The sequence below is a fragment of the Leisingera daeponensis genome (assembly GCF_019801465.1).
GTDB classification, from domain to species: Bacteria; Pseudomonadota; Alphaproteobacteria; order Rhodobacterales; family Rhodobacteraceae; genus Leisingera; species Leisingera daeponensis_A.
The window spans coordinates 1-20,787 of sequence record NZ_JAHVJA010000014.1 but is presented as its reverse complement, the minus strand read 5'-3'; the positions used below and the strand labels follow the sequence as shown (position 1 = coordinate 20,787).

17 protein-coding genes, 1 tRNA gene and 1 riboswitch are annotated in these 20,787 nt (G+C 56.8%); of the genes, 11 read left to right on the top strand and 7 right to left on the bottom strand.

Going from position 1 to position 20,787, the window contains the following annotated elements; all coding sequences use genetic code 11:
• Window position 1 precedes the first annotated feature (1 nt).
• From KUV26_RS20445 to KUV26_RS20425, 5 genes are all read right to left on the bottom strand, one after another.
• Window positions 2–1,885, bottom strand: a complete 1,884-nt coding sequence (locus KUV26_RS20445) for a TonB-dependent receptor plug domain-containing protein (protein ID WP_261399034.1) — start codon at window positions 1,883–1,885, stop codon at window positions 2–4.
• A gap of 158 nt (window positions 1,886–2,043) precedes the next feature.
• Window positions 2,044–2,253: riboswitch (cobalamin riboswitch) on the bottom strand.
• A gap of 852 nt (window positions 2,254–3,105) precedes the next feature.
• Window positions 3,106–4,677, bottom strand: coding sequence for a BCCT family transporter (locus tag KUV26_RS20440; RefSeq protein WP_222509771.1), 1,572 nt, complete (start codon window positions 4,675–4,677; stop codon window positions 3,106–3,108).
• Window positions 4,678–4,834: 157 nt separating this feature from the next.
• Window positions 4,835–5,857, bottom strand: coding sequence for a GlxA family transcriptional regulator (locus tag KUV26_RS20435; RefSeq protein WP_222509770.1), 1,023 nt, complete (start codon window positions 5,855–5,857; stop codon window positions 4,835–4,837).
• Window positions 5,858–6,108: 251 nt separating this feature from the next.
• Complete coding sequence (locus tag KUV26_RS20430) at window positions 6,109–7,329, bottom strand: M24 family metallopeptidase (protein ID WP_222509769.1); 1,221 nt, start codon at window positions 7,327–7,329, stop codon at window positions 6,109–6,111.
• Between the two features lie 99 nt (window positions 7,330–7,428).
• Window positions 7,429–8,325, bottom strand: a complete 897-nt coding sequence (locus KUV26_RS20425) for a LysR substrate-binding domain-containing protein (RefSeq protein ID WP_222509768.1) — start codon at window positions 8,323–8,325, stop codon at window positions 7,429–7,431.
• Between the two features lie 99 nt (window positions 8,326–8,424).
• On the opposite strand from KUV26_RS20425, the gene KUV26_RS20420 reads away from it, so the two are divergent.
• The 5 genes from KUV26_RS20420 (at window position 8,425) to KUV26_RS20400 (ending at window position 13,213) form a co-directional block, all read left to right on the top strand.
• Window positions 8,425–9,240, top strand: a complete 816-nt coding sequence (locus KUV26_RS20420; protein ID WP_222509767.1) for a creatininase — start codon at window positions 8,425–8,427, stop codon at window positions 9,238–9,240.
• Window positions 9,241–9,259: 19 nt separating this feature from the next.
• Window positions 9,260–10,378, top strand: coding sequence for a spermidine/putrescine ABC transporter substrate-binding protein (locus tag KUV26_RS20415; protein ID WP_222509766.1), 1,119 nt, complete (start codon window positions 9,260–9,262; stop codon window positions 10,376–10,378).
• An 81-nt stretch (window positions 10,379–10,459) separates the two neighbouring features.
• On the top strand, window positions 10,460–11,305 hold the full coding sequence (locus KUV26_RS20410; protein WP_222509765.1) for an ABC transporter permease: 846 nt from the start codon (window positions 10,460–10,462) through the stop codon (window positions 11,303–11,305).
• On the top strand, window positions 11,302–12,102 hold the full coding sequence (locus KUV26_RS20405; RefSeq protein WP_222509764.1) for an ABC transporter permease: 801 nt from the start codon (window positions 11,302–11,304) through the stop codon (window positions 12,100–12,102). The genes KUV26_RS20410 and KUV26_RS20405 overlap by 4 nt, the downstream gene beginning before the upstream one ends.
• Before the next feature lie 16 nt (window positions 12,103–12,118).
• The gene (locus KUV26_RS20400) at window positions 12,119–13,213 is read left to right on the top strand and encodes an ABC transporter ATP-binding protein (protein ID WP_222509763.1); all 1,095 of its coding nucleotides are present in this window, start codon (window positions 12,119–12,121) and stop codon (window positions 13,211–13,213) included.
• A gap of 467 nt (window positions 13,214–13,680) precedes the next feature.
• On the opposite strand, the gene KUV26_RS20395 is transcribed toward KUV26_RS20400, so the two are convergent.
• On the bottom strand, window positions 13,681–14,205 hold the full coding sequence (locus KUV26_RS20395; RefSeq protein ID WP_222509762.1) for a sodium:solute symporter family transporter: 525 nt from the start codon (window positions 14,203–14,205) through the stop codon (window positions 13,681–13,683).
• Window positions 14,206–14,568: 363 nt separating this feature from the next.
• Between KUV26_RS20395 and KUV26_RS20390 the strand changes: the two genes are divergently transcribed.
• From KUV26_RS20390 to KUV26_RS20370, 5 genes are all read left to right on the top strand, one after another.
• Window positions 14,569–15,018: a hypothetical protein gene (locus KUV26_RS20390; protein WP_222509761.1), complete on the top strand. Its 450-nt coding sequence runs from the start codon at window positions 14,569–14,571 to the stop codon at window positions 15,016–15,018.
• A complete protein-coding gene (locus tag KUV26_RS20385) occupies window positions 15,015–16,889 on the top strand; it encodes a TniQ family protein (RefSeq protein WP_222509760.1) in 1,875 nt (624 codons plus the stop codon). Before KUV26_RS20390 ends, KUV26_RS20385 begins: the two co-directional genes overlap by 4 nt.
• Window positions 16,886–17,245, top strand: a complete 360-nt coding sequence (locus KUV26_RS20380) for a hypothetical protein (RefSeq protein WP_222509759.1) — start codon at window positions 16,886–16,888, stop codon at window positions 17,243–17,245. Before KUV26_RS20385 ends, KUV26_RS20380 begins: the two co-directional genes overlap by 4 nt.
• A 416-nt stretch (window positions 17,246–17,661) precedes the next feature.
• The gene (locus KUV26_RS20375; RefSeq protein WP_222509758.1) at window positions 17,662–18,048 is read left to right on the top strand and encodes a metallopeptidase family protein; all 387 of its coding nucleotides are present in this window, start codon (window positions 17,662–17,664) and stop codon (window positions 18,046–18,048) included.
• A 311-nt stretch (window positions 18,049–18,359) separates the two neighbouring features.
• Complete coding sequence (locus KUV26_RS20370) at window positions 18,360–19,067, top strand: hypothetical protein (protein WP_222509757.1); 708 nt, start codon at window positions 18,360–18,362, stop codon at window positions 19,065–19,067.
• Between the two features lie 127 nt (window positions 19,068–19,194).
• On the opposite strand, the gene KUV26_RS20365 is transcribed toward KUV26_RS20370, so the two are convergent.
• Window positions 19,195–19,268: transfer RNA gene (locus tag KUV26_RS20365), tRNA-Leu, on the bottom strand.
• A gap of 267 nt (window positions 19,269–19,535) precedes the next feature.
• On the opposite strand from KUV26_RS20365, the gene KUV26_RS20360 reads away from it, so the two are divergent.
• Window positions 19,536–20,558: a hypothetical protein gene (locus tag KUV26_RS20360; RefSeq protein WP_222509756.1), complete on the top strand. Its 1,023-nt coding sequence runs from the start codon at window positions 19,536–19,538 to the stop codon at window positions 20,556–20,558.
• Window positions 20,559–20,787 lie beyond the last annotated feature (229 nt).

The following is a 20,787-nucleotide window of genomic DNA, read 5'->3' as shown; positions in this document are numbered from 1 at the left end:
ATCAGAACGAGGCCCGTACGCCGATATAGGCGGCGCGGCCGCGTTTGGCGTAGCCCCAGACGTCCGCGTAGTCCTCGTCGAACAGGTTGGTGACACGCCCGGTCAGCACCACGTTATCCGTCAGCTCATACTGAGCAGCCACATCAACGGTGGTGTAATCCGGCAGCTCAGCGGTGGCAAAGGAGCCAAAGAACTGACTGTCCCAATTGCCTGCCACATGCCGGATGTCCGTGGTGACAGAGCCGCGGCCGTTGAAAGTATCCAGTGTGGCACTCAGTAGAAGCTCGTGCTCCGGGCGGCGGATCTCGACCGATCCATCGGGGTTGGTGGCGTCCAGATAGGTGTAGGACAGACGCAGATCGAGGTATTCGCTGGCTTCCAGGCTTGCTGCCAGCTCAACACCCTTGCGATCACTGTCACCGGTTTGGTTGCGGTAGGAGAACGTGGTTGCGTTCACCATGTAGCTCTCGATCTCGCCTGTCAGCGTCTCGTCGAAATAGGTCACATCAACCAGGCCGCGCCCTTGAAGGAACGGCACCTCAATCCCGAAATCGAAGCTGCGGTTTTCCTCCGGCTGCAAGTTCGGATTGCCGAGATAGGTGGTGGAGCCGAATGTGCTGTTGGCAAACAGCTCAAAGTAAGAGGGGTTCACAACACCGGTTCCAGCCGAGCTGTGCAGGCGCACACCGCTGCCTGCAAAAGTGTAAGAAGCACTGGCGGTCCAGCTGGTGGCGTCTTCGAATACGCTGTTGTTGTCGTGGCGCACCCCGAGCTGCAGGTCCAGGCCGTTGGCAAAGCTGCCGCGGTATTCCAGGGCAATCGAATTGGTTTCGCGCGCAAAGGCCGGGTTGGAACTGCTGGAGTCCTCTTCCCATTCCAGCATCGCGTTAAGAAGGTGGTCTGCTTGATCCGCTAACTGCCCGTCCAGGCCGAAGCTCAGCAGGTACTTTGCTGCTTCCGTTTTGGTCTCGGTCGGGGTACCGCCATTGAGGGACCGGTCAAAGTCAGTACGTTCGATTGACAGGCGGTGTTTCAGGCGGCCGCCCAATGTGTCCAGTTCAGCATAGACCTGAGCCAGTTGCTCATCCCGGTCACTGAATTGCGTCGGATCATCCACGACATAGCTGGCCGCATCCGTTGCGGTGAAGGAGGTGCGGTCGCTGTCATAGCGTTCATCCGACGTGCGGAAGTTGAAGCCAAGTTTCAGCCGGTCGGTGACCAGGTAGTCGCCTTTCAATTGCAGTGTATTGCGGCGGATGCCGTCTTCTTCACCGCCATCGCCCGAGGTGTCATAGCCGTCGTCATTGTCATGGGCGAAGCTGAAGGCGATACCGCCGCGCTCGGTCCGCGACGAAACCCGGGCCGAGGCCCGGTAGCCGTCGGACCCCGCTTCCGCGCTGCCGCCGTATTCCGTGCCGATGCCGCCGGACTTGGTGATGATGTTGATCACACCGGCCGAGGCGTTGGAGCCGTAGAACACCGATTGCGGGCCGCGCAGGACTTCGATCCGCTCGATATTGGCAGTGTCTAGGCCGGACAGAATGTACTCGCTGTCACCGCCCGAGGCTTCGACGCCGTCGATCAGGATCAGCGTGTGATTGGCTTCTGCGCCGCGGATGCGGACCTGGGTAAAGCTGTCGCCGGAGCCGCTCACCATCAGGCCGGGTACCGAACGCAGCGCGTCCTGGACGGTGGTGATGCCGCGATCATCGATCTCCTCGCTGGTCAGGACCGAGACGGAGCGGCCGTACTTCTGGGCCTCGACCGGCGTGAAGCCGCCGGAGACGATGATCTCCCCCAGATCGGTGACTTCTTCATCCTGAGCGGTTGCGATTACAGGGGCGGCGGCCAGGGCGGCGGCCAGGGACAAGCTTGCCTTGCGCATATTCCATTCCTCCCGGCCCGCGCAGCAAGCACAGGCCAAGCGGCTGCCCATGCCGGGCAGCATGTTCAAAATTTTGGTCTTTGGAAGGCTTTGCCCCCGCAGACGGTGAAAACTGCCACCACTACGGAAGTCCGTTGTCCTTGGCGCGCCCCGCACCCGGACAGGGTGATCATCCTGGCAGGTCTCCTGACTTGCGGGTCGAGGCTTTGCCGCGCCTTCCCGCCCCTTGGGGCAGTGGCATATCGCAGCATTGCTCTCCGCTCACAGTTGCGGGGGCAGTCACGGATTCGGCGCCTGTTGGCTACACCTCACCGTGTTCCCTTTTAACCGGGTGGTCTCCCAGCCGGACCAGAATGGCCGGGACTTAGGCAAACTGAACTTATTCTGTCAAGCGCCAAAGTCTAGTGAGGCGGCTTAGAGGGGGCGCCAAAAGGCGTCATCGCAAGAAACTGATTTCGTTAAATTGTTAAAACTGAATACTACTTCGGGAAATGGAGGACTGATGCGGTTAGGCTCAAAGTCCTTACTCGGAAGCAAAGGTGCATACGTATATCGCAGTATTTGATTGAAGTGGATGAACGCATGCCAGCCTCACTGCCGGCGGTGAACCTCAATCAGTGCATCTACCGCAGAACTGCTGCTTTGGGCCTGCCGAGTTGTGGCTGCTTCGATGCTGAGGAATGTCTGAAATGGTCCGGACAGGCTGATCCATTGCGTCGACTAGTGCCGACCTTGGAAACGCAACTTTCCTCGCATAGCTGCCGCTGAGATCAGGCGCAGCATTCGGTAGAATGGGCTCTCTACTGCCGACTGCTCACGCAGCGAGACCGATGGCTCTGAGGCAACAGAAGCTGCCACCCAGAGTTACGGCCAAGTCCTTGAAATCGTGCGGCCTGGAACGGCGACCAGACGTTCCCGTATCGGCAGCAGATGTTCGTGTGGCAGACGGCGAAATTTGACTGCGAGCCCACAGTACCGAATGCTGCGTGAGACATGAACGGCTAGGAACCGCACAAAGTCTTCGTTGGACAAAGTGGCGCCAGCCCAAACCGGACCCGCATTACACTCCGCGATGCTACGAAGCAGCCAGTTGAAGGAGACCTTCGCTGCAGCTTAGAAAATATGAAGTTGCTCAATATCTGCGATGTTGGCGGTAGGAAACAAAAAATATGCACGCCGCTGTTTGTGTAATGCGGCGTGCATACCTAGAACCGCCTGGGCTATTTGGACGGTAACTCTTCCTTTAGCGCCCTGTACAAGCTGATCATCATCAGAAGGATCACAATGGAGAATGGCAAAGCAGCGGCAATCGAAGCCGTTTGCAGAGCAACAAGCCCGCCTGCGACCAGCAGAACACTGGCGACTACTCCTTCGGTGACGCCCCAAAAGATCCGGACCAGGCGCGGCGGATGCTGGCTGCCCATCGCAAGCATGGTGCAGATCACCAAGGTGCCGGAGTCCGACGAGGTGATGAAGTATGAGGCAATCAGGAAGGTGACGATTGCCGCAAAGGCAGTGCCCCAGAGACCAACGTCCATGCCCTCAAGCGTTGCGTAAAGCGCTAGGGTCGGACTTTCATTCACCGCCTCGATGATACCGCCAGCGCCTTGCAATTCGATGCTGACCGCGTTGCCGCCGAACATGGCCAGCAGGAACATGGTGACAAGCGGCGGGACGATCAGCAATGCAATCACAAACTCGCGCAAGGTCCTGCCCTTGGAGACACGGGCGATGAACAGGCCGACAAACGGCGACCAGGCGATCCACCAGCCCCAATAGAATACGGTCCACCAGCCCTGCCAGTCGCGCCCGGCTTCTTCATCCACCCACATCCCCATCGGCACAAAATTCTGCACATAGTTGCCAAGCAGATTGACGTATTGGCCGAGCAGATAGACGGTCGGACCCGCAAAGAGGAAGAAGGCAAGGATCGCGAAGGTCAGCCACATGTTCAATTCACTGATGATGCGGACACCTCTGGAAACGCCTGAGACTGCCGACAGCGTGGCAACGCCGGTCACTACAGCAATCAGAATGATCTGATTGGTTGTCGAAGTGGCGATTCCGGTAAGCAGACTTAGTCCCGTGTTCATTTGTTGGACGCCCAGCCCCAACGTGGTGGCAACGCCAAAAATGGTACCAAAGATTGCCAGCAGGTCGACGGCATGGCCCCAAAATCCGTAGATCCGATCGCCGATCAGCGGGTAGAGGGTGGACCGCATCGAAAGCGGCAGCCCTTTGCGGTAGGCAAAATAGGCTAGCGACAAAGCTACAATCACATAGACCGCCCAGCCGTGGACGCCCCAGTGAAAGGCAGTGATCAGCATGGCAGTGCTGGCGGCCAGCGCCGAGTTCGCCTCAGTTCCGGCCATTTCGATAAACGGGTTGCCTTGCAGGTGGTACATCGGCTCGGCGATACTCCAGAAGAGCACGCCATTGCCCATGCCTGCGCTGAACAGCATGGCAAACCAAGAGAAGTTACCGAATTCCGGCCGGTCGCTGTCTTTGCCCAACCGGATGTGGCCGTAGCGACTGAATGCCAGCCAGACACTGAACAGCAAGAAGATGCTGATCATCAGGATGTAATACCAGCTAAGGGTGCTGGTGATCCACAGCTTGATCCCGTCGAACACGCTCGAGGCGAATTCGACATTTGCTACAGTGAATAGCACAAAGGCGATGACCATGAGTTTCGAGGCGATGCTCATCCGGGGGTGGACGCCTTTTAACAGGCCGGTTCTGGCGACGGCGTTATAGGGGTAGTGGCCGTCAAAGCCCTGTTCGAGTGACATTGTTTCTCCCTGTCATAGTGTTTCGGCTGGACCTGGGCGGGCCAGCCATGACCCGGCCTCCCGAGCCGCCAACAGGCAATAGATGTTCAGCCTGAGACTTTAGCGGAGCATTGGGGAAGCAGGGAATGAGAACTGCAAATAGCTGGATTAAGGATGCTTATGTCGCGCTGCTGCGGAACGACCAGGATCTGCGAAAACTGTGCGGCGAACGATCAAACTTCCGCTTGAATTGCCTGGAGAAATACGAGGCATTTTCAAAGCCTGAGGCCATTGCGATCTCCCGCACGCTTAGATCGGTTTCGTTCAGCAGGGAAAAGGCCCGTTCCAGCCGCAGGCCAAAATAGAATTGCCAAGGCGACTTCCCGACGTATTTCTGGAACAGGCGCTCCAGCTGGCGGCGAGAAACAGCCAGCGCGTCGGCAATTCCATCCATGTCCAGCGGCTCTTCCAGGTTGGCTTGCATCAGTCGCACGGCGCGGATCAGATTTTGATTGCGGCAGCCGAGCATGGACGACACCGGCGATATCTGCCGCGACATACCTGCTCCCAGGCGTTTGTGCAGGCACATGTCGGCAACGCAGGAAGCAAGGTGGGCGCCGCAATGTTTCTCAATGATCTCAAGCATCATGTCAGTTGCCGCGTGGCCGCCGCCGCATGTGTAGAGCCCGCGATCGGATTCATAGAAGTTGCCGGTCGGCTCGAGACAGGGAAACAGCTCGGCAAACCCCGGGGCATTTTCCCAATGCAAAGTAAACCGCCGCCTGGTCAGAACACCCGTTGCCGCCAGAGCAAAGGCGCCGGTGCAGATGCTTCCAACGCTTGCCCCGTGCGCTTTCTGGCGGCTGATCCAGCTGACAACCCGGCTGTCATAGGATTGCGCTGGCTCAGTCCCCGCACAGACAAAGAGCGAAGCATTACGGTCCAGGTCGACCAGCCCAGAATCCACCTGTATCGGAATGCCATTGGAGCAGGTCACCGGCAGGCCGTCCGGACTGAGCGCATGCCATTCAAACAGCGGCTTCTGCGTCAGCTGATTGGCAATCCGCAGCGGCTCGATGGCAGCGCTGAAGGCCAGCATCGTAGTGTTGGGAAGCAGAAGAAAATGGAATTTCTTCGGTGGCGCATCGCTGTCGAAGCGTACGGTTGCTGCACCTTTCGGAAGGAAGCGGTTGTCTTGCATGGCAGTCTCCAGAACATCGGAAAGCAAGCTTCTGTCCGGGGCTTGATTTTCGGGCATTTCCAGGCACCGCGCCCGCGGGCGCGGTACAGTGTTATTGCGGGAAGGAGAAGGCTAGGCGCAGGTAAACCCACTTGGTGGCGTTTTCGCTGGTTTGCCGCGGGTTCGGCGCCAGCGCCAGCAGGCCAATGGACCCAGCAAGGACAATCAAACAGGTCAGCCCCTGCAGCAGTATTCCTGCCTTCCCCCGCATCTTAAGCCTTGCCGCCGACGATGTTGTGTTCCGGACCGTAGGGGAAGCCGGTGATGTTTTCGGCACCGTCTTCTCCGATGATCAGGATGTCGTGCTCGCGGTACCCACCGGCGCCGGGCTGGCCTTCAGGCAGCATCACCATGGGCTCCATCGACACCACCATGCCGGGCCGCAGCACCGTGTCGATGTCTTCACGCAGCTCGACACCAGCTTCGCGTCCATAATAGTGGCTGAGCACGCCGAAGCTGTGACCGTACCCGAACGACCGGTACTTCAGCAGATCCCACTCGCGGTACATTTCATTGAGTTCAGTGGCAATGTCCATGCAGCGCGCACCGGGCTTGATCAGCTCCAGGCCGCGTTCATGCACGGCGACATTCTTCTTCCAGATGTCCAGGCTGGCATCATCCACATGATCACAGAACAGGGTCCGCTCCAAGGCAGTGTAATAGCCAAAGATCATCGGGAAAGTGTTCAGGCTGAGGATATCGCCGGACTGAATGATGCGGTTGGTGACTGGGTTGTGCGCACCATCGGTGTTGATGCCCGACTGGAACCAGGTCCAGGTATCCATCAGCTCGACAAACGGGAAAGAGGCGGCAATTTCGCGGATCATCGCATTGGTGCCCGCAATTGCCACTTCATGCTCGGCCACACCTGCCTGCACGGCATTGGCTACGGCCGCGCCGCCCACATCACAGATCCTTGCACCTTCGCGGATCAGTTTCAGCTCCTCGCCGGATTTGATCGTCCGCATCCACATAGAGGGGCCGGACACATCGACCAATTCCACATCCGGCAAGGCATCCTGCAGCGCCTGGCGGTAGTCCAGCGACACGTGGTCGAACTCGATCCCGACCCGCTTGGCACCCTTGGTCAGGTCCTGGACCGCCCGGTAGAAATTGTCACGGCGCCAGTCTGTGTAGGTGATGTTGTTTCCGAAGCTGCGGCGCCAGGGCTGGCCGCCATCAATGCCTGCGGAAATCGTGGTCGCATTCTTCTGGTCGATCACCATGCCGTACTTGCGCCCGAAGTAGCAGTAGAGCCAGCCGGAATAATAGTTGATGCAGTGGTAGGAAGTGAACAGCGCCGCATCCACGTTCTGCTCTGCCATCCAGCCGCGCAGCTCGTCCTGGCGGCGTTTCATTTCCTGATCAGAGAATGGCGAATAGTCCTTTTCGCCATTATGCCATTCCATGACGTGGAGCATATCTTCAGACATGTTTGATCCTTTCTTCAGGGTGTGCCCCAGTCGGTAGCACCGAAGAAAGATTTCAAAAAATTAATAGATATGATCCCATCATAAGTGTCGCAAATTCTCCTATCCAGATGTCGGCTTCAAAGTTTTGCGGAAGCCCCCGACGCCTCCGGCAATCTGGTCGATCAGCTTCAGTGCTGCCTCACTCTGGCGCACGTGCTTGTAGAACAACCCTACATGTATCCGCGCCAGCTCCGGGAATCCGATGTCCGGAGTCAGGATGCGCATGCCCGGAAGCAGGGTCTTAGTTGTGAGAGCGGAAATGCCCCAGCCGCTGGCTACCGCGTTCTGCAGCGCTGAAATGCCCGGACTCTCAAACGCGATCCGCCACTTGCGCCCCTCACCGCTCAGCGCTTCGATCACTCGGCTGCGGTAAACACAGCCCTCCGGATGAAGCACCAGTGGCAGCGGCTCATCCGGATCGAAATGGAACTCCTTTGCGCAAACCCACTTGGGGCGCTCGGACCAGTAGTGCGAGACATATGGCGCCGGCATTGAGTCGGTAATGGCAATTGTCATGTCCAACTCATCCGCATGCAGCTTGCTCAGCAGATCACGGCTCCAATTGCAGCGGATACCCAAGTTTACAGCCGGGTTTTCAGCGACAAACTCCGAAATGATCGACTGGAAAAAACCGATTGCATAATCGATCGGCAGGCCGACCCGCAGCACGCCCTGAATGCTGGAACGTGACAATCGGGCCACGGCACTGTCGTTCAGCCGCAATATTTCACGGGCAAATCCGATCAGCGCATGGCCATCTTCTGTGAGTGTCAGTTCCTTGCCCTGATGCACGATCAGTTTGCAGCCGCTAAGCTCTTCCAGGCGGCGTATCTGCAGTGAAATCGCCGGCTGGGTCCGGCCAAGAGCCTGTCCAGTTTCTGTATAATTCCCAAGATCGACTGCCGTCACAAAGGTGCGCAGCAAGTCGGTCTGCAGGTTCGTGAACTTTCTGGACATTTACATTTCTTATTCTCGCATTGCTACTATCAATTTCCCACATGTGTGGCCCGGAGTCAAAGTAAAGCCAGTCTTAACTTTCCCGGATTGAGCCTTGCCATGAAGAACGCCTCTGTTTTTGCCGCTGAGCTGCCCTGGCCTGAATACAAGTCCCGCGTTGCCGGCGGCTGCACTCCCATTCTGATCCCGATCGGTTCCATGGAACAGCACGGGCATCACATGCCCATGCATGTGGACGTGCTGCTGCCGACTGAATTTGCCCGCAGGGTTGCGTCAGAGACCGGCAGCCTTGTCGCCCCGCCCTTTACCTATGGCTACAAATCGCACCAGAAATCCGGCGGCGGGAACTTCTTCCCGGGAACCACCAGCCTGGATGGCAGCAGCCTGGTCAACGCGCTGAAGGACGTGATCAAGGAATTCGCCCGCCACGGCAACCGGCAGATTTGCTTGGTGAACGGCCACTTTGAGAATTCCTGGTTCATAGTCGAGGGCATCGATCTGGCCCTTCGCGAACTGCGCTGGGACGGTATCACCGATATGAAAATTATGGTGCTGTCCTACTGGGATTTTGTCGGGGACGACTCAATCGCCAAGCTCTACCCGGACGGCTTCCTGGGCTGGGACATCGAACACGGCGGCGTGCTGGAAACCTCGCTGATGCTCAAGCTCTACCCGGATTTGGTGTGGCTGCAGGACGCAATCGACCACCCGCCGGCCGAATTTCCGCCCTATGACGTTTACCCCCCGCACGAGGACTGGACGCCCTCCACCGGCACCCTTTCCTCTCCCAAGGATGCCTCGGCCGAAAAGGGCGAGCTGCTTCTCAATGTCTGCACCGCAGGGATCGTCAAAGCGCTGCAAAAAGAATTCGGAGAACGCTCTCCGGCAAGCGCGGCGGCTACAGCTGCGCAATAAAACCAGCAAGGAGACTGACATGACTGCCAAACTTACCCATCCCACCCGGCGAGCGCTGCTGAAGTCGGCCGCAGGTGCGGCGCTCGCAACCCCGTTTCTGTCAATCCGGGCCGCGGCTGAAACCGTGAACCTGTCGATGCTGGCGTGGTACGGCCACGCAGAGCCTGATGTCGTTGGCGAATTTGAAGAGCTGCACAATGTGAAGTTCATCCCGAAATACTACACCGGGGGCGACAACATGCTGGGGCTGATCGCCCAGTCGCCGCCGGGCACCTATGACGTCATCCTGTCCGACGCCGAATATGTGCAGCAGTTGAACGCTGCCGGCTACATTGAGGAACTGGACCCGAATGACTATGCCTTTGACGACTTCTTCCCGGAGTTCCAGCGATTCCCGGGCCACTGGAAGGACGGCAAGCTCTATTCGGTGATCACCCGCTTCGGCTTCCTGGGCATATCCTACAATGCCGAGGTGCTGAGCGAGAGCGATGCGGCCAGTTACAACATCTTCGGCGACAGCCGTCTGACCGGTAAGCTGGGCCACTTCGACTGGCACCTTCCGAACTTGGGGCAGATCAGCTTGCTGAACGGCAATCCCGATCCCTTCGACCTGAGTGACGAGGCTTGGCAGCAGGTGCAGGACAGCACAATGGCGCTGCGCGGCCAGGTAGGCGGGTTCTTCGACTATGGCGGCACTTTCTCGTCGCTGAAGAACGGTCAGATGACTGCGTTTGCGGGTATTGGCGACTGGATCACCGGCGTGCTGGAGAAAAACGGCGCCAATGTGCGCACCGCCATTCCAGAGGAAGGCGGTCTGCAGTGGACCGAGAGCTTCTCGATCGGCAAGGGATCCCGCAACCAGGAGATGGCGCGCAAGTGGATCCAGTACATCACTTCGCCGGAAGGCCAGGCGAAATCTGCGGATATGGCGGCCTACCCGGCGCTGATCCCCAACAAGAAGGGCTGGGTCCAACTCAATGACGCGAACCCGGCGGAAGCGAAACGGCAGAACATGGTTCTGGGCTCGAGAAACGCTATCGACCTGATCCGCGAGGGCCGCATCAAGTACCGCCAGCTGCCCGTGCAGCAAAGCCTGGAGGACTGGAACGACTTCTGGTCCGACTACAAAGGCGCGTAACTCCACCAGCACCGGAGATTTCTCCTCCCCGGTCTCCGGTGCCCAACTGAAGGCCAGCTGCCGCCCGGCGCTGGAAAACCGATGAATACACGGCCATCTCTGTTTTCACTGACCTTTTCGCTGCCGCTTCTGATCTGGCAGCTGGCCTTCTTTTTGTTTCCGCTGGCGTTTCTGGTGGCACTTAGCTTCTGGACGGTGCGGAACTTTCAGATGCAGCCCGACTTCGACACCGTGAACTGGGTGAAAATCTATTCCCGCAGCGTGTTCTGGGATGCCTACTTCAGGACCCTGCTGCTGGCTTCTGCCAGTGCGGTTTTGATCAGCTTGACGGCTTTCCCGGCGTCTTATGCGATCTCGTTCAAACTGGGTGAAAATGCGAAACGCTGGATGATCTTCGTCCTGATCATCCCTTTCTTCACCAGTTATTTGGTCCGCGTCTATTCGCTGCAGGTCTTCTTGTCCGACGCAGGCATCCTGAATGCTTTCCTAGGCTACCTTGGTCTCGGCCCCTATTCTATGCTCAACAACAGCTTCGGCACCCTCACCGGCTATGCGACTCTATGTCTTCCGCTAGTCATTCTGTTGCAGGTCTTCAGCCTCAATTTCGTGAACCGTGATCTGGTTGAAGCCGCGCACAACATGCGCTGCGGCCGCCTGCGGACAGTATTGGAAGTGATCATCCCTTCTGCCAAAGCCGGCCTGGTGATCGCAGGCCTCTTCGCTTTCATCCTCAGCTTCGGCGATTTCGTGAGCCCCCTTTACCTGGGTGGAGGCAACCCGCCGACCCTTTCGATCATGATCACCGATATCACAAAATCCGGGCAGCAATGGCCGCGCGCTGCGGTGGTGGCGCTGACGATGATCGCCACACTTTTGACAGTTGCCTTTGCCGCCATCAAATTTGCCTACAGGGAGGCAGGAAAATGACCGGTAACCGTAATCCCCTTATCAACGGCCTGCTGAAGCTGCATATCACGCTCTGCCTGATCTTCATCTTCACCCCGATTGCCGGCAGCTTTGTATTCTCGCTGAACTCGGACCGCTTCCCTTCGCTGCCGCTAGGCTCGTTCTCAACTGAATGGTACCGGCTTATCTGGGAAGACCCACTGGTCTGGGCCGGCTTCTTCAACACTCTTCTTGTTGGCGCCTGCGTTGCAGCGATTGCCACGCTGTTGGGCTTTGGCGGCGCCTACACCGATTTTCGCTACAAGTTTTTCGGCAAGCCCGTCTATCTGGCCCTTGCCCTGCTGCCGCCCACCATCCCAGTGGTGATCATGGGGCTGGCGATGCTTGCCTTCCTCTCCCGCGTCAGCCTCTCCGGGAATGTGATTTCGGTGATCATTGCCCACGGCGTGATGTGCAGCCCATTTGCCATGGCGATCATCCGCCTGCGCCTGTCGCAGATGGACCCTGATCTGGAAGCCGCAGCCTGGAACTTGGGCGGCAATGAATGGGTAACCATGCGCCATGTGATCATCCCCTTCACCAAACCCGCAATCTATGCCGCCTTGTTCATCACCATGGCCGTGTCCTTTGACGAATTCGCGGTGGCCTGGTTCGTATCGGGCCTGAACGAGACCCTGCCGGTCAAGGTTCTGGGCTTCCTCCAAGGCCAGGTCAGCCCCCGGATCAATGCCATCGGCTCGCTCGCCTTTGTCAGCTCGATCTCCTTCATCGTGATTGCCCAGATTTTGATGCGTAATCCGGAATCCAAGCCCTCATAACGAACAGGACAGAGCCATGCTGGACACCCCAATTGTACATTTTGACAACGTTGTTAAAAAGTTCGGCAGCTTCACCGCTGTTGAAAAGGCCGACTTCCAGATCGCCCGCGGAGAGTTCCTGGCGATCATGGGCTCTTCCGGCTGCGGCAAGACCACGACCTTGCGGATGCTGGCAGGGCTGGAAGATCCGACCGAAGGCAATATTTTGCTGGACGGGAAGAAAATCAACGGCAAGCCGACCTGGGAACGGGACACGCCGATGGTCTGGCAGAGCCTTGCACTGTTCCCTTTCCTGACGGTGCAGGAGAATGTCGAATTCAGTCTGAAGATGCGCAAAGTGCCTAAGGGCGAACGGCGTGAGCGGGCCCGCAAATGGCTGGACCGGTTGGGCATTCTGGAATTTGCAGACCGCAATATCTCGCAGCTGTCGGGCGGCCAGCGCCAGCGTGTCGCTCTCGCCCGCTCGCTGGTGACTGAGCCGAAAATCCTGCTGCTGGACGAACCGCTGTCTGCTCTGGACGCCCATTTAAAAGTTCGCATGCAATCAGTTCTGTCGGGCCTGCAGAAGGATCTAGGCATCACTTTCGTCTATGTGACCCATTCGATGTCCGAAGCCTTTTCCATGGCAGACCGGGTGGTGATTATGAGCCGCGGTAAGATCGAACAGATCGGCACGCCCGAGGAAATCTACCGTGAACCGCGCAACCGCTTCGTTGCTGGTTTCCTAGGCTCATCCAACGTGTTTGACGGCCGCCTAAAGTCCAGCGGAAACGAGGTGTGGCAAATTGAAACTGAGCACTCTTCATTCAATCTGAAAGCTCCTTCAGAGGTGCAAAAGACTGACGGGTCTCCTGTGGCTTTCGCGGTGAGCTCCGAAAACATGTCCTTGGCCACCATTGGTACGCCATGGGCAGGAAACAGCATAGAAGCCACGGTAGTTGGAGGCGAATTTGCAGGGGCCTCTGCAACTGTTTTCTTGGAAACAGATCAGGGGCAGGAACTGAAGGTGCAAAAGGGACATGACGAACTTAAGACGGTAGACATCAGAGCTGGACAGAAGCTCTTGGTTCACTGGCTGCCGGAACATTGTCACGTTCTGCCTGGTGAATGAAGAGCTTAATGCTCTCTGCGAAGGTCTGCATTTTATCCAAGCTTTGGTCCGTTCGCTTACGCTGGAATGGCTGGTTTCCACCTTCCCGGTGGATCCCCGCAGACACAACAGGCAGTTTACCGCCATTGTGACAGCTTGCAGCGAAACGTCACTTTGTCCCGCTCTTTGTTGGTCGATCCACGTTGCGGAGAAAGGGTGGATTGAATTTGGCCCCTCGTGCTGACTTTCAACGGCCGGTTTGGCGACACATGCTGCTTCACAGCGAAAATTACGCCGAACCCGCGAGCGAATGCTGCGTCAGCAAACACTAGGAAGGGCAACGGCAGCAAAGTCCCGCGATTTACCAGTTCGAACATCTTGCAGCGAAGGACCGCTTCTCACGTAAACAGTCCTAAAATGGCGGAGTGTATTCTTCGGGGCAAACCAAGGTTCACCCCGAAAATATTGGTGTCGCGCCTGGCGAGACTTCAGACCACTGCGGCCGTTTTTTCGGCTGCCGGAATGGCCTCAGCCCGGCTCTTGGCTGTGGGGAAATCTTCCCAGTAGACCGCGCACGGACACTCCAGGGGCGAGTGCCGCGTCATCATGCTGACGATCACCAGCACGATCAGGCAGGTCAGCATGCCGGGGATCACCGGGTCGGTTCCTGTCCCCCAAAAGGCCCAGAAAACCGTCACGACAATGGCCGAGAGCATGGCCGACGCGCATCCTTTCGACGTTGCCCGACGCCAGAACATCGCGGCCAGGAAGGGGACCACCAAAGTGGCCGTCGAAATCCGGAGCGCCCATTGATAGGCGCTGATGATGTCGGTCATCAGGAGTGCCACCAGAAGGGACAGAACAGAGATGAAAACCACGCTCAGCCGCGCACCTCTCATCTTCTCGGCTTCAGTTGCATGCGACTTGAACAAACGGCGATACAAGTTCTTCCGCGAGGTTGGAAATGCCTTGCAGGATAGAACAGAGCCGAGCTGCTTTTGTTCGATCGCCAACTCCCCAGAAAACAACCGATTCGGAATACGGCTCTGATTTTTTATTCAGTGACCGGTCGGATGCGCCAGCCTGCCACCCGATGAATGCTAGTTTGAGCAGGGAAAATGCGAAAAATCGAACAGATCAGCCTCATAGAAATTTGCGAATAATTTTTTTCTAAGCCGTGAGCCCCCTGCTAACTCTGGCCCACAGCCTTTCATCGACGATTGCGAAAAGTTGAACCGCTCGGCACCAGCCTTGCACAGACGAAGAAGGTATTGCAGATCCACCAGAAATACTGGCGGATCAGGTGCTTAAGTTCCATCAGGCTGTTCAAAACCATCCGGTCGGGGTGGTTACACTTGAAACCATAGGAGGCAGAGTTGCCCTGCCCGTCCATTCTTCAAATACCTGCTGACGGCGGAACAGTCGCCAATATCGCGAACCTCCACTTCAAATCCCATTTTTGGCACGGCAGCAACCCTCTCGATTTTCATGGTCTGGAGGATCGCCTGCGCCAGGAAAAGCTCGCCCCCATTTTTGTCCATGGCGACTTGTCCGGGACCTTCGGTCAAGCCTTGAAGGAAGTGTTTTGCTACCCGGAGGAAACGCTTGGCGAACAGGAAGATAATCTGGCTCAGGTGTGCTTCCTATCGACGCTTCCGGAAGCCGGATCGTACGATCGAGGAATGGAGGAAAACACCATGCAAAGCCAAGCATTTGAGCGCTTCATGGCCTACTCCCAAAGCGGCCGCAAAACCGAAGCCGCCGTGGTGATCGGCAACCTCCCAGAAACCAAGGCAAATCACGACGACCCAAAGGCCTGGCCATGACCAAACCGCTCCCCCTCGTGCCTGTTCTACAAGAACGGGAAACCGCCTTTTCGTTCGTATCGCGCCTGGCAGCTCTGAATGGTGTGGATACCGCGGGCTTCTGCACCGACATGGGGCTGTCGTTCACAAATGTGATAAACGGCAATCCCCAAGACCTGCACCGTCTGGCGGTCCTCTGCGCCATCGACGTCGAAGACCTTCGGCGCTGGACACCTCACCACCTAGGCAACCGGGAACATGCATTCCGCGGTCAACGCCTTCACGCTAAGGCCATCAAAGATAGCACTCTCAGGGGTTGCCCTGCCTGCTTGAGAGCGGATGCAGAAATCAACTCCGACAGTTTAGAAGGTGCCATGTACATCAGGGGACATTGGCTTTTCCGGCCGGTGACCCTCTGCCTGAAGCATTGCCATCCTCTCGTCCCGCTATGGACCGAACCTAAGGTAGGACATCGCTATGACGTTGCCGCGCGTTTGGCCGAGGTCGCACTCGACGTCTGCTCTGGAGAGCTGGACAAAGAAGCCCGTGCTCCCAATGACTTCGATAACTGGATCGAGGCGCGCCTCCTCGGCACCCCCACGGAAAGCTGGCTGGACCAGTTCGATCTCTACGCAGCCGCGCATTTCTGCGAGTTGCTGGGTCGGGCCATATGGGCCGTCAGGATCCCGAAATGGAAGAAGTTTAAGCCAGAGCATGCCTGGATGGCATTCGAGATGGGCTTCCGCTTCGCCACTCAAGGCGAAGACAGTATCCGGGCCGCTCTGATGGAACTGCAGGTCACGATCGGAGCGCCGACTGACGGCCCTAAGAAGAAGTACGGCGCGCTTTATGACCGCCTCGCCTTCGACCTCCTCAGTGAAGCCTATGCTCCGTTCCGGAACTTTCTCCGAGACCACATTGCTGCAACTTGGCCGCTTGGCCCCGGTGACGACCTGATGGGAGAGCCTGTGCTGGAGCGCAAGGTTCACTCCGTTCGCAGCGCCGCCCGGGAACTCGGGATGGACCCCCGGCGCTTACGCAAGCTTCTGGTTGATGCCAACCTCGTCCGACCGGCTGAAACCGGCCAGGATGATCAGTGGGAGTTGTTTGACGCCAAGCAGGCTCAGCCGCATCTCGACAAGATCAGCACCCTGGTGTCCGCGAAGGACTTTCAGCAGGCATTGAACATGCCCCGCTCGCAGTTCGAGCTCTTGCGCAAGGAAGACCATTTCCCTCCCACGGTCGACAGCGGCGACCACAGGCCCCTCTGGGATGTGCGTGACGCCCACAGGTATCTGGAAGGCCTGCTGACTGGAGCTGAGCCGATTTACGTCCCAATGCATGCTTGGGGTGACATTTCGAGTACAGCGCAACGCCTCAAGATCTCTCCCGGCACCATTCTCACGCTCCTCGAACATGGAAAGGTTCAAAGGGTCGGACGCCACATGGGCCGTGAGGGTTACGGAGCGATCCTTGTGACCCATGACGAGATCGAACGCCTTCTGGAGCGCCCTGAGGCCCCAGGCATCAGCATCGAGGTGTTCGCCCGCCAATGCGGCCTTAAACCCGCCGCTGCTATGCGACTGGTGCGCGAAGGTCATGTTCCATCTACGGAGGGCCGACACCCGAAGACGGGAGCCCGGCAGCGGTTCCTGGCGCCGGCCGACCTCGCGGCTTTCCATGAGCGTTTCGTAACCCTGCGCGGGCTGGCCGTTGAACTAGGCACCTCATGGCAGGCCCTTCGGCTCAGATTGGCAACCACGGGTGTGTGCCCCTTCAGTCCCGACGGCCAAGACTACGGCGCCATATTTGAAAGAGATGTTGCCGACGCTGTTCGCCTTCCGCGTCCGGCAGAAACAAGCCTCCAAGAGAAGAAAGAAGAAGATAAATGAAATACCTGATCACCAAGTATCGCGGCGACGGTATTGACGTGAAGGCCCATCACAAACACTGCGAAGCAAACCAAATCCCCTGCATTTATGCCTTGGCGAGGCGGAAACGCTGCGTTCTCATATGTGAATTCGAGCACATTGAAGGGGCTAAAAAGCAGGTTCTTGTTTCACACGCCTTCGAGATCAAGATGTTCTTTGAAACCTTGGCGCGCCGCTATCCGAGGCCCACGTCCTTCGTCGGGAGTGGCGAAGGATGGTATTACTTCGATGACCTTTTGATTTCCGACGCAAAACAGGTCGCCGAAGAAACTTATGACTATCTGGCAGCGATTATGAACAAGGCGGCAAATGACTGACGCAAGGTCAGGCCTGGTGACAACATAAGACAAAACACGAGCATCGATGTGGTGACTACACCCCCTGAATAAAAGGAGGCAGGCTCCGCAGTTTTCATGTCAGATGAGAGCAAGTTCCTATCCTGTATCCTGCGACATCAACCCGATATCGTTGGCCTGACGCTCGGTCGAGGGGGCTGATTCTAATTGGACGACCTCCTGCGTGGCATGAGGAAGGCAAGGCACCGGATTACTCCGGATGCCGCCCGCCAGATTGTCGCGCAAATGACAAGCAACGGTTCACGCTTTCAGAGGACGGGCAGCGTGACCGTCGCAGACCAATTTAGACCGGAGGCTGCGGATTGCATTAGGCGCATGAACTGCCCTCCTCCGGCTTTGCCGTTCACAACGCCGTTCCAAGAATTCATATTAAGCGCATGCATCATGACCTTGATTATTTCGAGAAGATCGCTCGCTCCACCATAGCCTCCCTGCCAAGGGCCTTCAGGCCAGCTGCAGAAAAGGTCATGCTGCGCATTGCCGAATGGCCCGCGCCTGCCATGCTTCGCGAACTTGGTTTTGCGGATCCATATGAACTGACCGGACTCTACGAGGGAATTCCTATGACAGAGAAATCGGTTCTCGACATGGCTCCACCACCGGATGTTGTCTGGCTCTTCCGTCAGCCGATCCTGGCGGAATGGCGCGATCGTGGCGATGTCGAGCTGAACCAGTTGATCGCGCATGTTGTCATTCACGAGTTCGCCCATCATTTCGGATGGACTGACGAGGAAATCGCAGCCATCGACCAATGGTGGGTCTGAAACTCTCTTAGATGCCTAGGGGAAATAGGCACGCGAGCTCACACCTGGCATTGCCGCGACCACGGGCTGCCGCGAGTGCAGTCGACGGTTTCAGCCCAATTCGGACGTTTGCACGAAGCGCGGCGACTTCCTCGCTGCAAGCGCGAAGGAACCAGCCAAATTTCCCGAGAGCGGACCTTCAGGGCTGCACAGTTGACCAGGACGATGCTGCGCCCCGCTCGAAGGTCGGCGGAGCGCAGAAACCGGACTGTGCAAAGTCTAGCATCCGGCATGGGCGCACTTTATAGGGAAGGCGATGAGCGGAACCAATTTTGCGACGAACCGAAGAAGAAGATAAAGGCTGCGCAGCAAGCAGATTTCAGGGCGCAACAAAAGTAACACTCTTGAAAGAAAGTAGTATGGCTAAAGATTTAAACAATGCTGACAACAACGAAGATACTGAAACCAAACCAGATCCAGGTGATGGCAAGAAGGCTGCTAAGGTAGATCTTTCGGATATTCAGCGAGACTTTCAGCTATACAAGATGAAGGCGGCCTATCGTCAAAAGATCGTAAATGGCCAAGTAATGTTTGCCACATTAATGTTGATTATTGCGGGTTCAATTGGGTGGTACGTCAGCGTTGGTGGATTCCGGCTTAGCGAATCTGTTGCGACGCTGTTGGACCAAAATTTGAATGCGCTGTTTTCTCTTGGCCCTGCGTTCTTAGGTGGTTTGTTTGGGGCGGTGGGTAGATCGTTGCTGACTGGGGACGTCATGGCCGAAAACATGGGAGGCATTCTGGGAGCTGGTTTTATTGCCGTTATCTCCATCCTAAGTTTTGAAAGTGGGTTAATTTCAATTGTCGCAGAAGCCTATTTTGCCGATGGCAGAGTGGACAGTGCCTCAGCTGAGGGTGTGATCGCGTCAGTTGACGGCGGTGGTGTGTACGCCTCAATGCTTCTTTCAATTGTGACGGGCATGTTTGCCTACAATCTGTTCTCTATGATGCAAAGGGCTGCCGATAAGGCGAGTTCGTAACTTGGAATAGTCATGCGCATTCAATGTAAAACATACCAGCGCGTCGATTTTTTGTTGGCGATTAAATAGTTGGGGCTGCAGAATCGAATTGCGCTGGCCGATTCCGGGCTCCGTCCGAAAAAGGAGGCGAGTGAGGCGGGATTCAAACCCGCGACCCCTCGAACCTAAATCGAGTGCGCTAAAACAACTGCGCCACTCACTGATAAACCAAATGGTTGCACGAGGGGGGGGGTGAATATCGTTGACATTCTATAGCTGTCAATGCCTGCCGTAAATCGGTATTCCAAATTGCAAACGCCCCACGGTGCTGAAAAGCCCGGCATCTGACAAGCGAAGACTGCAGGACATTAAGCTATCCGCATCGGTGGTTTCACTGTTGCACCGGAAGGCAAAAGCAGCGGAGTATCGCGGCATGGGTCAAGTTATTGACCCAAATCACATTTACCCTTTGTTTTCTGAGCAGATGCAATGATCCTTTACAAGACGATTGCCCTGAAGTTCGGGCACTACCTAGAGAACGAGCAACCTGTGAACACGCCTGGCCCCGATGGACGGCCAGTATTGGCTGAGGAAATCCGCGAGCATTGGCAAAGCGTACTTGGCGACCTCGCCTCAGCGAAAATCTATTTACTAGATCACAATGCTGCGAATTATCTCGACTCACTCCGAATGGATGTACAGGGAATGCCATGGGAGGATCGGCCAGAGTCCGACATCCAAGGCTACGTCCGTGATGTCGACTTCCCACAAGACATCATTTGGATCCAATTCGACGACCGTAAACTATGGGAAGATCGAATTGCGCGGGGAATATCCACCCTAGGTGAAGAGGGCTTGAGTAACCGCCACCAAAAAGGACTTCTTTACGACAACCGGTCTCCCGATAAGCTCACCGTGCGTCTGTTCAGCGCGGTGAGTGACAAATCGTTTTTTGATGCACCCTTGGTCCTGGAGATTTCGAAAGCACAAGATGGCCGCCCCGACTTTGACGATGTTAGGTGGCAACCCGAACGGACGGTTATTGCAGGACTTATGCGAGCAGGTCTGTTGCGCAGTGAAACTTCGGCAAGAGAATACTTCGAAGAACACAAGGGGCTCCTGTCCTACGAAATGGTGATCGGGTTCATGCTTTTCGCAGCGCTTGAAGCGCGAGAAGATGATCTGCTGTCTCGAGAAGTTGCGAGCCTAACATCCTCCCAGGCCAAAACAGCGCGCAGATTTGGCAAAGCTTGGATGACAGAAACGCTAAAGTCGCACATTACCGTTCGAATTGGGCCAGCTGCTGAGCGGCACCTGAACGAGCAAGAGGCGAGACGTCGTTTTGAACAGGAACAGGCTGCAAGCCGAGCCGCGCCTACGGAGCATTGGGTGGCCGAACATGAAAGACGGTATTCGAATGGCAAAATTGTACGTGTTCGGGCGCACAAGCGCGGAAAATCGGCAGGCAGAGATTTGCCAACTCGCGTCGTAGGGCCAAGAAAGCAGGGCTAAGTAGTGAAAAGCGTTCTTGAGAGGACAAGCGAATTTGCCGCGTCAATCGGCCCTTAGCCGACCTTCGCACGGGAACCCGCTCGGCAAAGTTCGCCCATCGCACCGGACGTTTGTCAATCGGCATGGAACTTTGACCCCCTATAGGCATCCAAAATTGACCCCCTGTTTGACGTGCGGTTAGCTGGCCCGATGCGGTGTAGCCTCCACAAAGCGAAGCCGTATCGGGCCA

Excerpts from the sequence above, each read along its gene's own strand:
- KUV26_RS20445 (WP_261399034.1), bottom strand. The coding sequence starts at position 1,885 with ATGCGCAAGGCAAGCTTGTCCCTGGCCGCCGCCCTGGCCGCCGCCCCT.
- KUV26_RS20440 (WP_222509771.1), bottom strand. The coding sequence starts at position 4,677 with ATGTCACTCGAACAGGGCTTTGACGGCCACTACCCCTATAACGCCGTC.
- KUV26_RS20435 (WP_222509770.1), bottom strand. The coding sequence starts at position 5,857 with ATGCAAGACAACCGCTTCCTTCCGAAAGGTGCAGCAACCGTACGCTTC.
- KUV26_RS20430 (WP_222509769.1), bottom strand. The coding sequence starts at position 7,329 with ATGTCTGAAGATATGCTCCACGTCATGGAATGGCATAATGGCGAAAAG.
- KUV26_RS20425 (WP_222509768.1), bottom strand. The coding sequence starts at position 8,325 with ATGTCCAGAAAGTTCACGAACCTGCAGACCGACTTGCTGCGCACCTTT.
- KUV26_RS20420 (WP_222509767.1), top strand. The coding sequence starts at position 8,425 with ATGAAGAACGCCTCTGTTTTTGCCGCTGAGCTGCCCTGGCCTGAATAC.
- KUV26_RS20415 (WP_222509766.1), top strand. The coding sequence starts at position 9,260 with ATGACTGCCAAACTTACCCATCCCACCCGGCGAGCGCTGCTGAAGTCG.
- KUV26_RS20410 (WP_222509765.1), top strand. The coding sequence starts at position 10,460 with ATGAATACACGGCCATCTCTGTTTTCACTGACCTTTTCGCTGCCGCTT.
- KUV26_RS20405 (WP_222509764.1), top strand. The coding sequence starts at position 11,302 with ATGACCGGTAACCGTAATCCCCTTATCAACGGCCTGCTGAAGCTGCAT.
- KUV26_RS20400 (WP_222509763.1), top strand. The coding sequence starts at position 12,119 with ATGCTGGACACCCCAATTGTACATTTTGACAACGTTGTTAAAAAGTTC.
- KUV26_RS20385 (WP_222509760.1), top strand. The coding sequence starts at position 15,015 with ATGACCAAACCGCTCCCCCTCGTGCCTGTTCTACAAGAACGGGAAACC.
- KUV26_RS20380 (WP_222509759.1), top strand. The coding sequence starts at position 16,886 with ATGAAATACCTGATCACCAAGTATCGCGGCGACGGTATTGACGTGAAG.
- KUV26_RS20375 (WP_222509758.1), top strand. The coding sequence starts at position 17,662 with ATGCATCATGACCTTGATTATTTCGAGAAGATCGCTCGCTCCACCATA.
- KUV26_RS20360 (WP_222509756.1), top strand. The coding sequence starts at position 19,536 with ATGATCCTTTACAAGACGATTGCCCTGAAGTTCGGGCACTACCTAGAG.